The organism is Caballeronia sp. LZ034LL (assembly GCF_031451215.1).
Taxonomy (GTDB): Bacteria; Pseudomonadota; Gammaproteobacteria; order Burkholderiales; family Burkholderiaceae; genus Caballeronia.
Genome location: NZ_JARUXR010000003.1, coordinates 540,358 through 553,698, shown reverse-complemented (window position 1 = coordinate 553,698; position 13,341 = coordinate 540,358). Strand labels below are relative to the sequence as shown.

Here is a 13,341-nt window from a genome sequence, read left to right as displayed (position 1 = left end):
CATGCACGGAGACGCCTACATGTTTGCCCTTGGGAAGCTTGGGAGAGCCGGTCTGTTTTCCTTCATGGCGGCCGCTGCGGTCATGGCAGGCACCGCTCGCGTGCAGGCCGCGCCGCTCACCGTCACGCACTGGGGCGACGGCATGTATGGCGTGCCCTTCGCGGTGGCCATGGACAAGGGTTTCTTCAAGGAAGAAGGCGTCGATGTCACGGGCTTCATTACGTCCGAAGGCGGCGGCACGACAGTGCGCAACGCGATGGCATCCGACATTCCCTACGGCGAAGTCGCACTGCCCGCGGCCATTTCGGCGGTCAAGCAGGGCGTCGACCTGACCATCGTGCATGGCGGCGTGCAAAGCCTCGCGGATCTCGTGTGGGTCGAACAGAAGAACGGCACGATCACCAACATCCAGCAGATGAAGGGCAAGACCATCGGCTACAGCAGTCCGAAGTCCACGACCGATACCATCGTCACCATCGCGCTGGATCGCGCCGGCCTGACGGGACAGGTGCAGCGCAAGCCCGTGGGCAGCTCGAGCGGGATGCTGACGTCGCTGCAGCAGGGCGCCGTGGACGTGGCCTACATGACTGAGCCGTCGTATAGCGCGAAGAAGGATCAGTTGCGCATCGCGTTTCGTTCGAGCGATATCGTGCCCAACGAAACGCAGACCGTCGGCATCGTGCGCACGGACTATCTGAAGCAGCATCCGGAAGTGATACGCGGCATCATCAAGGCGCGCCGCAAGGCCGTGCAGTACATTGCCGCGCATCGCGAGGAGTCCGCGCAGATTCTGGCGAAGCAGTACAAGATGGACCCGGCCGTCGCGGCCTCGGCGATCAATAACGTGCTCGATGCCGATCCGAAATACTGGAGCGAAGGCGGCTTCGATCGCAAGAGCATGGACGAAGTGCTGAAGGGCCTGATTCTCGTCAAGGCCATTCCCGATGGTGCGTTCGACTGGACGAAGATCATCGACGAATCGCAGTTGCCCGCCGACCTGCGCGCGGCGAAGTGAGGCCGCAATGAGCGTGCTGCCGCGTCGCACGAAGATATCGGTGGTGTCGAACGAGCCCGCCGGCTCCGGCGAGCAGCGCATCCAGGCGCGCCTGACGGACGTCACGCGCATCTATCCCGGCACCGCAGGCAAGCCGCCTTTTCATGCGCTCGGGCCGGTGAGCCTCGAATTGCGTGCAGGCGAATTCTTTTCTGTCGTCGGTCCTTCGGGTTGCGGCAAGTCGACCTTGCTCGACGTGCTCGCGGGCCTGAATCCGGCGAGCGGCGGCGCGGTCGAATTCGAAGGGCAGCCGGTGGGACGACAGGTGCCCGACGGCGTGGCGGTCGTGTTCCAGGAAGACGCGAGCTTCCCGTGGCTCAATGTATTCGATAACGCCGCGTTCGCCGCGCGCCGCGCCGGCGTTCCGGAAAACGAAGTGCGCGAACGCGTGCAGCATGCACTTTCTTTCATGGGCCTCGCGTCGTTTGCGCGCGCCTATCCCGCGCAATTGTCGGGCGGCATGCGGCAGCGCGTGTGCATTGCGCGGGCCATGGTGGTCCGGCCGCGTCTCATGCTGCTCGACGAACCGTTCGGCGCGCTCGATCAGCAGACCCGCCTCCTGATGGGCGACGAAACCCTGAAGCTGTGGCGCGATACCGGCGCGACCGTGATGCTGATCACGCATTCGATCGATGAAGCGGTGCTGCTCTCGGACCGCATCGGCGTGATGTCGGCGTGTCCGGGGCGATTCATTGCGACCATCGAGACGGGCTGGTCGCGCATGCGCGACAGCACCATCGCGCTCGATCCGCGCTTCGGCGAGCTGACCGCGCAAGTGTGGGGCCTGCTGCGCGACGAGGCATTGAAGGCGCTCGGGAGCCGGCCATGAACGAGGCGGCGCGCTGGCGCATCGGGCTGGTCGTCGCGCTGCTCGCCTTGCTCGAAGTGGCGACGCGTCTCGCGTGGATCAACCCGGTGTCGTTCATTCCGCCTTCGCGCATGGCGCTCAGCGCGTGGCAGATCCTTACGTCGGGGCAGTTCACGCTCGATATCGTGCAGACGCTCAGCAGCGCTTTGCTGGCCGTGGTGCTCGCGGTGATCGCGGGCTTTATCGGCGGGGTGGTGCTGTTCAGGCTGCCGCGTCTGCGCCGCGTGCTCGACCCGTTGCTGCTCTCGTACTACGCGGTGCCCGTATTCGTGCTGTATCCGATCCTGATCGTGATCTTCGGGCTTAATCGCTGGCCGCTGGTGGGCATCGGCTTCCTGTTCGCGGTGGTCGCGATGGCCGTCAACACGCTCAACGGTCTCGAACGCGTACCGCGTGTTCTTCTGCGCACTGCACGCGTATGCCGCCTGAGCACGCTCGACGAAATACGCCTGATTACGCTGCCCGCCAGCCTGCCGTTCGTCTTCACCGGCATCAAGCTGACCGTGGTGTATGCGTTCATTGCGGTCGTGGCCGGTGAATTCGTGCTGTCGGGTTCGGGGTTCGGCTATCAGATCGCGTTCGCCTACAACGCGTTCGACAACGCCGTCATGTATGGCCTCATGGTGCTGATGCTGGTCTTCGTCACGACGATCAACGGCTTGTTGCGGCAAGCGGAGAAGCGGCTTTACCGGCGTATCCGCAGGGAGACGGCATGAGCACGGCGCTTGCATCGACTGTCGCGAAGCCGCGCGCCGCGCGACGCTGGACGGATGCGCTCGCGCTGATCGTCGTGCTGGTCGGGTTGTGGCAGATCCTGAGCGAATGGCTCGGCCCCGATGTGCTGACAACGCCCCTGCATACCGTGCAGCGCGCCGTGCATATCGTGAGCGATGTGGACTTTCCGCAGAGTCTCTATGTGACGTCGCTCGCATTCGCGTCGGCGTTTGCGATATCGGCGGTGGCGGGTGTGGGCATCGGCTTGCTGCTGGGCGCGCGACGCCTTGCCGGCAACGTGATGGAGCCGCTGATGATGGGCTTCTATTCGATCCCGAAGGTGACGCTCTATCCCGTGGTGCTGCTCGCGTGCGGCCTCGGGCTATGGGCCAAGATCGTATTCGGCGTGATGCATGGCATCGTGCCGATTGCATTATTCACGATGAATGCCGTGCGCAACATGCCGCCCATTTACGCGCGGGCGGCGCGAACCTATCGCATGAGCCCCGGCGATTTCGCACGCTTCGTCCTGTTGCCCGCGTGCGTGCCCGAGGTGGTCGCGGGCCTGCGCATCGGCTTCTCGCTGACCTTGCTGGGCACGCTGATCGGCGAGATGTTCGCGTCGCAAAGCGGCATCGGACGCTTGCTGATGATCGCGATGAACCGCAACGAGACCAGCACGATCATGGCGCTCGCGCTGATGCTGTTCGTGTTCGCGACGCTGGTGAACATGCTGTTCCTGGCGTGGCAGCGTCATCTCACGCATGAAGACTGATCATCAGCCGCGCGGTGTCACGCCGCGCATGTGTGCCGCGCGCAGGAAGTCGAAGTCGACGCCCTTGTCCGCCTGCGTCACGGTGTCATAGAAGAGCTTGCGATAGCCACGATCCGCGCTCGGTTCCGTCACGGGCGATGCCTGCGCGCGCGCCGCCAGTTCTTCATCGCTGATCAGCAGGCTCAGTTCCCGTTTCGATACGCTCAGGCGAATGCGGTCGCCGCTGCGCACGTGCGCGAGCGGTCCACCGATGGCGGACTCCGGCGTCACATGCAGCACGATGGTGCCGAACGCGGTGCCGCTCATGCGGCCATCCGAGATGCGCACGATGTCCTTCACGCCCTGCACCGCGAGCTTGCGCGGGATCGGGATATAGCCGGCTTCCGGCATGCCTGGCGCGCCCTTGGGCCCGATGTTCTTCAGCACGAGCACGTCGTCCGGCGTGACGTCGAGATCATCGGCATCGATGCGCGCCGCGAGGTCCGCGCCGTTCTCGAACACGACCGCGCGGCCTTCGTGTTCCATCAGCCGCGCGTCGGCTGCCGACTGCTTGATGATCGCGCCGCCCGGCGCGAGATTGCCTTCGAGCACGGCGATGCCGCCTTGCGGATAGACCGGTCTGTCGAAAGGACGCACGACGTCCTGCGCGAATGCCGGGCCGGCCGCATCGATCTCCTCGCCGAGCGTGCGTCCCGTCACGGTGAGGGCGTCGAGGTTCAGCAGCGGCTTGAGCTCGCGCAGCAAGCTCGCCATGCCGCCGGCCTTGTGGAAGTCTTCCATGTAATGCGCGCCGGAAGGCTTGAGGTCGACGAGCACAGGCGTCTCGCGTCCCATGCGGTCGAGCGCCTTCAGATCGACTTCATAGCCCATGCGTCCCGCGATGGCCGTCAGATGCACGATGCCGTTCGTCGAGCCGCCGATGGCGAGCAGCACGCGCATGGCGTTCTCGAAGGCCTCGGCGGTGAGGATCTTGTCGATGGTGAGCTGCTCGTGCGCCATCTTCACGGCTTGCGTGCCCGTGAGTTCGGCGATGCGCATGCGGTCCGACGTCACCGCCGGCGGCGATGCGCCACCGGGCACCGTCATGCCCAGCGCCTCGGCGATGCATGCCATGGTGCTCGCGGTGCCCATCACGGAGCAGGTGCCTACGCTTGCGACGAGCTGGTTGTTGACCGCGGCGATTTCATCGGCATCGATTTCTTCAGCGCGAAAGCGGCCCCAGTAGCGCCGGCAATCGGTGCATGCGCCGACGCGTTCGCCACGATGCGCGCCGGTGAGCATCGAGCCGGTGATCAGTTGAATGGAAGGAATGCCCGCCGATGCCGCGCCCATCAACTGCGCGGGCACGGTCTTGTCGCAACCGCCGATCAGCACGACGGCGTCCATGGGCTGCGCGCGGATCATCTCTTCCGTGTCGATCGACATCAGATTGCGCAGATACATGCTCGTCGGTTGCGAGAACGATTCGGCGATGGAGATGGTGGGGAAGTCCATCGGCAGGCCGCCTGCCAGCATCACGCCGCGCTTGACCGCTTCGATCAGCTGCGGCGCGTTGCCGTGACAGGGGTTGTATGCGCTGCCGGTGTCGACGATGCCGATGACCGGGCGGTCGAGCGCGCTGTCGGTATAGCCCGCGCCCTTGATGAAGGCCTTGCGCAGAAAGAGCGAAAAGCCGTTGTCTCCATAGCTCGTCAGCGATTTGCGCAGGCCGCGTGGCTTCTTGCTGGTGTCGTCGGTCATGTCCGGTTGCCGGTTGTCTCCATGACGCGATTATCGCGGCTTTGGGTCCGGCTGTCCGCGCCATGAAAGCGGACCGCACATGCTCAGTCTTCGATGCTGCCATGCACGCCTTGCTCGCCGCGCTTCCAGTAGGCGGACGCGCGGATGCGCCGCTTGTCGATGCCGCGCTCGGCGGTCAGCAACTGGCGCACGGCGCGCATGAGCGTGGCTTCGCCTGCGGCCCATACATAGCCGTCGCCCTCGGGCATGTAGGTTTCCCGCAAGGCGAGCAGCAGCGCGCCGCCGGGATGATCGCTTTCGTTTCTATAACGCCATTGCGCGTAGAGGTCGGCGTGCGTGTCGAATTCAATGCGCGCAGAGGGATCGGCGACTTCGATCAACGTGGCGACGCGCGTGCCGGCAGGCAGTTCTTCGACGCGTCGTGCGATGGCGGGCAAGGCGGTTTCGTCGCCGATCAGCAGATGCCAGTCGAACTGCACCGGAATCACGAACGACCCGCGTGGCCCGCCGATGCCGAGATACTGACCCGGCGCGGCTTGCGATGCCCAGTCGGTAGCGGGACCGGCTTCGTGCAACGCGAAGTCGATGTCGAGTTCACGGGCGGCCGGGTTGAAACGGCGCGGTGTGAAATCGCGTGCGACTGGACGGGGCTTCGACGGATCGAAGGCCGGACCGTCCGGACCGGATTGCGGCAGCGCGGGCATGGTGTCGCCCGGCGCGGGGAAGAACAGCTTGACGTGATCGTCGAACGAGGCGGTGACGAAATCGGCGAGATCGTCGCCGCTGAAGGTCACGCGCACGAAGTAAGGGTTGAGCGTCTGCACGCGCTGCACTTGCACCAGGCGAAACCTGAGCGGGTGGCGGACACGGGTGACTTCGAGGTCGGGCCGTTGGTGGAGGATGGAATCGGTCATCGTATGCGGTTTCCTTGTTCCGTTTTCTTTGCGTCCTGATTACGCCTGTTTCGGCGCGGCGTTCTGTTCGATCTCGGTCGTGGCGCGGGCGAGGATCGCGGCAATGCGGCGCTGTTCGTCCGCCGATGCGTTCGTGCGCAGCAGCATGGCTTTCTTCAGCGCGCGCCGCGCGGCGATCAGCTCGGGCACCCAGCCGGTGTCGCCGCTCGGGTCCTCGACGTCCTCGCCCATGTAGGCGCGGCGTACGAGATCCATCTTGCGTGCGAAATGCGTGAGCTTCGCGAGCATGATGTCCACGCGTTCGCGATTCGCCGTGAGGTACTCGCGGCCGGTCTCGGACAGCGCGTAACGCTTGCGGTTGCCTTCCAGTTCGACGGTGGTGTGGCCGAGTTCTTCCAGATACGTGAGCGCCGGATACACCATGCCGGGACTGGGTGCGTAGAAGCCGTTCGAACGGTCTTCCAGCGCCTTGATGAGTTCGTAGCCGTGACGCGGCGCCTCGGCCAGCATGGCGAGGAGAAGCAATTGCAGGTCGTCGGACGAGAACTTGCGGCCGCGCGGCATGCCGTCTTCGCCGAACCCGCCCATGCCGCCCATCCCACCCATGCCTCCGGGACCGCCAGGGCCGCCGCCGAAGCGACCGCCGCCACGGCCGTGGCGCCCGATCATGCCGCGACGCTCGATGGCAAACCGTTCGAACCACTCGGGCGCGTCGAAGGGGAAATCGAAACCAAAGGCACGGAAGCCGGCTTCACGTGCGTGCTGAAAGCAACGGGATCTCATGAGGTACGCTCCAGATATGTCGTAAAACATATCTAAAGATATATATCGTAAGAGTGTCTGTCAAGGCGAATTATCGGCTTCGAGCGGATCCGGGGCGTGTGTGCCGGTCGCCGCCTAAAATCACGCAATCCGTTCCGCTTTTTTTCTAAGCCATTCGTTCCGCTTTTTTTCCACGAAAATCGTTCCATTTTTTTTCGAAACCCCATGAGCCACTTTCTTCCCGTCAAGCTGGAACACGCGAGCCGTCTCATCAATCATGGTCCGACGGTGCTGGTCACGAGCGCGCACGCCGGCCGCCGCAACGTGATGGCCGCTGCCTGGTCGATGCCAGTGGAGTTCACCCCGCCGCGCATCGCCATCGTCATCGACAAGCGCACGTTCACACGCGAACTCGCCGCTGCGAGCGGGACCTTCGGCGTGATCGTGCCGGGCGCGGCCGCGATGGACATGACCTACGCAGTGGGCACGACGGACGGACGCGAACTCGACAAGTTCAAGGCGTTCGGCATCGAAACGGTGGAAGGTCCGGTGCTCGGGCTGCCGCTTATCGAGAAAAACTGCGCGGCGTGGCTGGAATGCAAGCTCATCGACGAGAAGCACACCGAGGATGTGTACGACACGTGTTTCGCGGAAGTCGTCGCGGCGGCCGCGGATCCTGTCGTGTTCTCCGAAGGTCACTGGCACCTCGACGAGTCCAACGAGCCGTTGCATACGCTGCACCATCTTGGCGCCGGTAATTTCGTGAGTGCGTCCGCGATGAAGAAGGCCAAGGCGCTGCCGCGCTGAACTTTTGCGTTTTTAATCACGCGCTAAAGATTTCCCATTCCTCAGTCGATAAATAAAAGTCGATCGCGAACGCCTCAGTGGCCATTGGCGGCGACATCTTGAGCCTCGCGATCCGCCATCCGAACGCGGACGCAGGCGACGGACGGACACAGACGGTCTCCCCGGCGCATCTGCCGCACGAGGACCGCGGGGCCGTCAGGGGAACTGGGGTGTGGCATGCAGCAACGTTTTTCGGTCTTGCGTTTTCTGGTTTATCTCATCGCTTTCACAAGCCTGCTTTTGCTTAGGCTCGTTGTTGCGCCCGACGGGCAGAGCGGCATGCTGGCGTACTGCCTGTGCGTGGGGGCGGGCGCGGCGGCGTACCTGGTGTGGTACGCATCGTCGGCGGGCTACTCGCGCAATCTGCTGGCAGGCGTGCTGGTCTATCTGACGCTGGCGATCGTGGTGGCCGCCTGTCCGCCGTTCGTGCTGGTGCTCGCGTTCTGGTCGCTGAGCGGTCTGGTGAAGCGCCGGCGAGCCCTGCTGGTGCATGCGCTCGCGAGCGTCGCGCTCTTCATGCTCGTTTTTCCTTTGCCTTTCGCGCTGTTCGTGGGTGCGCCCGAGCTTGCCGGCGCGCCTGCCGGCATCGCCTATGTGTGTTTTGCAATCGGCTGGTCGGCGTGGGCGGCTCGCAGCCCGCTGCGGCTTGGGCTGTTCAAGTTCGCGACGATGCTGCTCGCCGTGCCGCTGGTGACTTCGTTCGTGGCGCTCGTGGGCGGCGGCATGCTGAGCCGGCCGGAGCGGCGCGTGCGCAATTCGATGCGCCGTGCACAGCGTGCGATCACGCTGTCGTTGCCGGCGCCGGTGGCGGCGCCGACGTCCGCGGCGGATGTATCGGCGGCGGCCTCGGGGGCGATGAATGCGGTGGTGGCGTCGGTCGTCGTGGGCGGCGTGGCAAACGAGCCAGTGCTTGCTGCGCGCGCGGCCCACTGAGGCCTTGTCGCCTCGTCGTTCACCTCGTTAGGGACTTTGCATTAGGCCTTTTGCATACCAAATGCCAAAGGGCATTTTGCGTTTTGCATGCAGCGTTACATCGTTTCAGCGCGGTAGCAATGCAACGTGCCGAAAGCGTTTCGAACGCGGCGCGCCCACAGCGAATCTCCACTTGCTTCGCAGATCACGACAGATATCGCCGATGCAAACTCGCATCGAAGCGGACCCGATCGCGAGAAATTAATCCGGGCTTGAGGGCGCTGAAGGCATCAAAAGTCAGCGAAGGCCTGCGAGAGCACGAACCAAGCTCGGGTCAGCAGCCTGTTGAATCCGCCCCGTCAATCTGACATCTGCCATCCGCGTCCCGCTCAAACCCCGCGCATAAGACGCACGCCGTTCCCGCCCGACCCCATCTCGAATTAATGAACGCTGGCAATCAGCCAATGATTTCGTCCCCAATGCGTCGAATTCGATTGCGCAAGCAAGCGCGGTAGCGGACCTCAACCCCCCGTAACCCACCAAACACCCGTTTACGCAAACCTCTCCACCCGCGATACTCCGTTGTCGACCTTACAGCGGATCTCCCTTCATGATTTTCATGACTCAATCGCTGCAACTGCATGATCAAAGCCGCGCACGGTTGTCGGCCAACGCAAAGAACGCCACACCGGCCCTCGACCACCATGCGTGAACCATCCCACCCCGAGGTCCCGCACGAGCCCCTGACCGCCTACTACCCCGACGAATCCAACCGCCGCACCTGGCTGCGCGGCATGTTCGACCGTACCGCGAGCGACTACGACGCCATCGAACGTGCGATGGCGCTCGGTTCCGGCCCGTGGTATCGCAACCGTGCGCTGCGCTCGGCGGGCCTGACGCGCGGCATGCGCGTGCTCGATGTCGGCATGGGCACCGGGCTCGTTACAAAAGAGGCCGTCGCGATTACCGGCGACGCGGCGCTCGTCACTGGTGTCGATCCCAGTCCGGGCATGGTCGGACAGGCGCAGTTGCCGGTTGGCGTCGAGACGCGCATCGGCACTGCCGAGCAGCTGCCCTGCGATGACGCCTCGTATGACTTCCTGAGCATGGGCTTCGCGCTGCGCCACGTCAGCGACCTGACCCGTGTGTTCGATGAATACTTTCGCGTCCTCGCGCCCGGCGGCCGTCTGTGCGTTCTCGAAATCACGCGCCCCGAACATGGACTGGGCCTTGCCGCGTTGAAGTTCTACATGCGCGGCGTGGTGCCGCTGATTGCGCGCGTCGTGGGGAAGAAGGGGGAGAGCGTCGAGCTGATGCGCTATTACTGGGACAGCATCGAAGCCTGCGTGCCGCCCGCGACCGTCCTCGCGGCAATCAGGAGCGCCGGATTCATCGAAGTGCGGCGAGAGGTGGAGCTCGGCATCTTCTCAGCCTATTGCGCAGTCAAACCCGGCGCGGTAAAACCCGCGACCTGACCCGCATCGAGAATCACAGCAGCGCGGCCGCTCAGCAGCTGCCGCCCGCCGCAATGCACGCTGAAGCGATACAGCACCGTGTTCTCATCGCCGCCGATACGCTCGGCCTCGATATCGAGCGGCCCATCCAGCGCGTCGAGCCGATCGACGAACAGGTCCACGCCGCGCACGCTTGTCAGCAGACCGGCGCGCGGGCGTTCCCCGTGATCCGCTCCGACCAGCGCACCATGCGTCGCCATGGCCTGCGCCGCGTATTCGATGCCGCACACCGATGCAAGCCGGTCCTTGAAGCGCAACGGGTTATCGGCGGCAAGGTGGCTCGTCGCCGTGCAGTGGATGCGCTCCGCATCCCATGCGACGACGGATTCCAGCAGGCACATCGCGCCATCATGCGGGATGCGCGCGGCGATTTCGTCGCGATTCAACGTGCGGGCAGCGTTCAGCATGGCGATTCAACGTCCACGGCAAGCTGTGTGTCGTCGAGATAATCGAGCACCACGCTCGCTGTCCGTGAGGCGGCGATTGCTTCGAGCAAAGGCAACGCCCGCGCCGCCGGATTCGACACGCGCAGCGCCTCCAGCGCGGCATCATCGAGCGCGGCAACGGGCGCCGCGCACAGCCGCGCCTCGATGCGCGCGAGTGAGCGCTCGCTCTTACGCGGCGCGAGCACGAGCGCGACGCCGAACGCATCGTCGATCGGCCGCGCGCTGCGCAAGGGTTCCGGATAGTCCGTGTCGTAGGCGACGAGCAGGGTCGCCGCGCCATCGACGCTCACCTGCGCAAGGCTCTCCAACAGCCCCGCCGCGAAGCTGCCGTCATACGCGCACAGCACGTTCGACGCCGCCATCGCGCGCGTCGCGATGCTCCAATAACCAGCCGGCGCGTTATGTACCGAGTTGTGAAAACGGGTCGGCGAGAGCTGCGGCTCGTCGCTCGCGAGGGTTTCGCAGATCGCGTGGAAATTGCCGCCATCGCCGCCGGATGCCGCGAACACAGCCGCGAGCGTCGCGGCGTCGCGGCCGCTCTGCGCCACCGCTTCATGCGCGGCGGCGAGCGCGGCGCGCACCACCGGCCCCGTCCTCCGACGCTCGGCGGACGGCAATCCGGCCGGCGCGGGCAACACGGTCCGCGCGGCATGCAGCGCGGCGCGCTGCGTCAGCACCTCCGCAGCCTCCGGCCAGTTCCCGAGCCCCGGCCCGATCACCCCGATCCCTTCGACATACGCACGCAGCGGAATCATGCCGATTCCCCTTCGCGCGCGCCCAGCCCGAACACCAGGCTGCAATTGGTGCCGCCAAAGCCGAACGAGTTGGACAGCACCGCACGCAACGGTGCGCGGCGCGTCGCCGTCACGTAATCGAGGCCGAGCGCCGGGTCCGGTTCCGTCGTATTCGCACCCGCCGGGATCATCTGATATTGAAGCGCGAGCGCCGCAATGACGGCTTCGAGCGCGCCCGCCGCGCCGAGCGTATGCCCGGTCGCGCCTTTGGTGGAACTGCACGGTACGCTGTCGAAGACGCTGTTCAGTGCGAGGCTTTCGGCGGCGTCGTTGCTCGGCGTCGCGGTGCCGTGCAGGTTCACATAGCCGATGTCGCGTGCATCGAGTCCGGCGCTCGCCAGCGCCTGTTCCATCGCCATCCGCGCGCCGAGACCCTCGGGATGCGGCGACGACATATGATGCGCATCGCTCGTTTCCCCGATGCCGAGGAAGCGAATCGCCTGGGCGTCGGCCTCAGGCGTATCGCGTTCCAGCAGCCCGAAGGCCGCCGCTTCGCCGATGTTGATGCCGTTGCGATGCAGATCGAACGGCCTGCACGGTCCCGGCGCGAGCAGTTCGAGCGAATTGAAACCGTAGAGCGTGGTGAGACACAGCGTATCGACGCCGCCCACCACGGCCACGTCGATCAGGCCGCTATCGAGCATGCGGCGCGCCGAGCCGAACACTTTCGCTCCCGACGAACACGCCGACGACACCGACACCGCTGGCCCGCGCACGCCGAAATACGCGCGCACGAAGGCGGCGAGGGAAAACGGATTGTGGGTGGCGGCGTAGTTGAAGTCGGCGGGCAGTGCGCCGGTGAGCGGATCGCGGCGCTGATAGGCGAGCTCGGTTTCGAGGATGCCCGCCGTGCTCGTGCCCATGAACACGCCGACGCGCGACGCGCCCACCCGCGCAATGGCTTCTTGCACGCGTGCGTCGAAACCGTCCTGGGTCAGCGCGATCTGCGCGAGCCGGTTGTTGCGGCAGTCGAAGGCGGAAAGATCGGCGCGGACGGGTTCGTCCTCGATGCCGGCGACCCGGCCTGTGTAGGTCTTGAGATCGGCCCCGTCGAAGTCGCATGGGGCGAGTCCGCCGCGTCCTTCGACGAGCGCGGCGCGCGTCGCGTCGAGGCCGCGTCCCGCGCAACTCGTGGCGGTGAAGTGCGTCAGCAGAAAAGGGTTCACTACGGGCTCGGGCATTCGGTATTCGATGAATTGTAACAAACGCTCCGTCGCGAGCCGGACGGGGCTCAGGGGCTCAGCGGCTCAGAGGCCGATGCGCCCAAGGCGGGCGATCATCAAACGATTCGCCTCGTGCGCGCCATCGCCCATCGGAAGCGTTGTCACGTGAAAGCCGAGCGCGTCGAGGAGGGCCAGCCATTGCGCCTCGCTGCGGCAAGTCAGGCCGTTCGCGCGGCCGGAGCGCGCAATCTGCATGCCGAAATCGACGGCCCGGTCGAGGCCCGCGCGCCAGCCCGCCGCCGCGTCGCTGACGCGCAGCAGCAACACGCCGTCCGCCGCGAGACTCGTGCGGATGCGGCGCAGGATCGATTCCTGGGCGTCGGCATCGACGTAATGCAGCACGTCGCACGCGACGATCACGTCCGCTTGCGGAAACGGCGCGGCGCGAATGTCGGCGCAGACGAACTGCACGCGCGCCCGGTGCGCCCGCAAGCCGATGCGCGCGCGCTCGATATCGCGCGGCGTCAGTTCGATGCCATGCAGCGAGCTCAGCAGCGGCGGCGCGGGCCAGTGCGTCGGCCATGTACCGGGCGCGCCATCGCGATGCCATGCATGCGCCGCCATCAACCAGGCGGCCAGCAGCCCCAGACCGCTGCCGAGATCGAGGATGCGCGCGCCGTCCGGAATCAGGCCGTGCGCGAGCAAGTAGGAGAAGAAGGGATCGTGCCGCAGCTTGGCGGCCGCGAAATGCCACGCGAAGCGCCCTGCGGCGCGGAAAGGACGACGGGCTGTCTCGATGAGCTCGGCCGGGACCATGCGGGACCTGAAGAACGATGGGC

General features: G+C 65.4%; 14 protein-coding genes. 7 read left to right on the top strand and 7 right to left on the bottom strand.

The genetic code is table 11. From position 1 onward, the window contains the following. Positions 1-82: 82 nt before the first annotated feature. The 4 genes from QCE83_RS23585 to QCE83_RS23570 are packed head-to-tail and all read left to right on the top strand — an operon-like array spanning position 83 to position 3,411. Positions 83-1,015, top strand: coding sequence for an ABC transporter substrate-binding protein (locus QCE83_RS23585; protein ID WP_309816972.1), 933 nt, complete (start codon positions 83-85; stop codon positions 1,013-1,015). Between the two features lie 7 nt (positions 1,016-1,022). Beyond that, complete coding sequence (locus QCE83_RS23580) at positions 1,023-1,883, top strand: ABC transporter ATP-binding protein (RefSeq protein WP_309816968.1); 861 nt, start codon at positions 1,023-1,025, stop codon at positions 1,881-1,883. Beyond that, on the top strand, positions 1,880-2,638 hold the full coding sequence (locus tag QCE83_RS23575; RefSeq protein ID WP_309816966.1) for an ABC transporter permease subunit: 759 nt from the start codon (positions 1,880-1,882) through the stop codon (positions 2,636-2,638). Before QCE83_RS23580 ends, QCE83_RS23575 begins: the two co-directional genes overlap by 4 nt. Continuing rightward, positions 2,635-3,411, top strand: a complete 777-nt coding sequence (locus tag QCE83_RS23570; protein ID WP_309816963.1) for an ABC transporter permease subunit — start codon at positions 2,635-2,637, stop codon at positions 3,409-3,411. Before QCE83_RS23575 ends, QCE83_RS23570 begins: the two co-directional genes overlap by 4 nt. A gap of 3 nt (positions 3,412-3,414) precedes the next feature. On the opposite strand, the gene QCE83_RS23565 is transcribed toward QCE83_RS23570, so the two are convergent. The 3 genes from QCE83_RS23565 to QCE83_RS23555 all read right to left on the bottom strand — a co-directional run bounded on the left by QCE83_RS23565 (position 3,415) and on the right by QCE83_RS23555 (position 6,848). After that, positions 3,415-5,151, bottom strand: a complete 1,737-nt coding sequence (locus QCE83_RS23565; RefSeq protein ID WP_309816960.1) for an IlvD/Edd family dehydratase — start codon at positions 5,149-5,151, stop codon at positions 3,415-3,417. Between the two features lie 83 nt (positions 5,152-5,234). Beyond that, positions 5,235-6,065: a siderophore-interacting protein gene (locus QCE83_RS23560; RefSeq protein ID WP_309816957.1), complete on the bottom strand. Its 831-nt coding sequence runs from the start codon at positions 6,063-6,065 to the stop codon at positions 5,235-5,237. A gap of 39 nt (positions 6,066-6,104) precedes the next feature. Continuing rightward, positions 6,105-6,848 (bottom strand): PadR family transcriptional regulator, encoded by a 744-nt coding sequence (locus QCE83_RS23555; protein WP_404985421.1) that lies wholly within the window; start codon positions 6,846-6,848, stop codon positions 6,105-6,107. A gap of 204 nt (positions 6,849-7,052) precedes the next feature. Here QCE83_RS23555 and QCE83_RS23550 point away from each other — a divergent pair, with 204 nt between their 5' ends. From QCE83_RS23550 to QCE83_RS23540, 3 genes are all read left to right on the top strand, one after another. After that, positions 7,053-7,634, top strand: coding sequence for a flavin reductase family protein (locus QCE83_RS23550; protein WP_309816954.1), 582 nt, complete (start codon positions 7,053-7,055; stop codon positions 7,632-7,634). 279 nt (positions 7,635-7,913) lie between these two features. Next, positions 7,914-8,606 (top strand): hypothetical protein, encoded by a 693-nt coding sequence (locus tag QCE83_RS23545; RefSeq protein ID WP_309816951.1) that lies wholly within the window; start codon positions 7,914-7,916, stop codon positions 8,604-8,606. Positions 8,607-9,289: 683 nt separating this feature from the next. Further along, a complete protein-coding gene (locus tag QCE83_RS23540; protein ID WP_309816948.1) occupies positions 9,290-10,060 on the top strand; it encodes a class I SAM-dependent methyltransferase in 771 nt (256 codons plus the stop codon). Here the strand turns inward: QCE83_RS23540 and QCE83_RS23535 are convergent. From QCE83_RS23535 to QCE83_RS23520, 4 genes are all read right to left on the bottom strand, one after another. Then, positions 10,018-10,506, bottom strand: a complete 489-nt coding sequence (locus QCE83_RS23535; protein ID WP_309816945.1) for a hotdog family protein — start codon at positions 10,504-10,506, stop codon at positions 10,018-10,020. The two genes, QCE83_RS23540 and QCE83_RS23535, sit on opposite strands and share 43 nt — an antisense overlap. Further along, positions 10,500-11,300, bottom strand: a complete 801-nt coding sequence (locus tag QCE83_RS23530) for a beta-ketoacyl synthase chain length factor (RefSeq protein WP_309816942.1) — start codon at positions 11,298-11,300, stop codon at positions 10,500-10,502. Before QCE83_RS23530 ends, QCE83_RS23535 begins: the two co-directional genes overlap by 7 nt. Next, positions 11,297-12,505: a beta-ketoacyl-[acyl-carrier-protein] synthase family protein gene (locus QCE83_RS23525; protein WP_309816937.1), complete on the bottom strand. Its 1,209-nt coding sequence runs from the start codon at positions 12,503-12,505 to the stop codon at positions 11,297-11,299. The genes QCE83_RS23530 and QCE83_RS23525 overlap by 4 nt, the downstream gene beginning before the upstream one ends. Positions 12,506-12,586: 81 nt before the next feature. Next, on the bottom strand, positions 12,587-13,318 hold the full coding sequence (locus tag QCE83_RS23520) for a class I SAM-dependent methyltransferase (RefSeq protein WP_309816935.1): 732 nt from the start codon (positions 13,316-13,318) through the stop codon (positions 12,587-12,589). Positions 13,319-13,341: the final 23 nt, after the last annotated feature.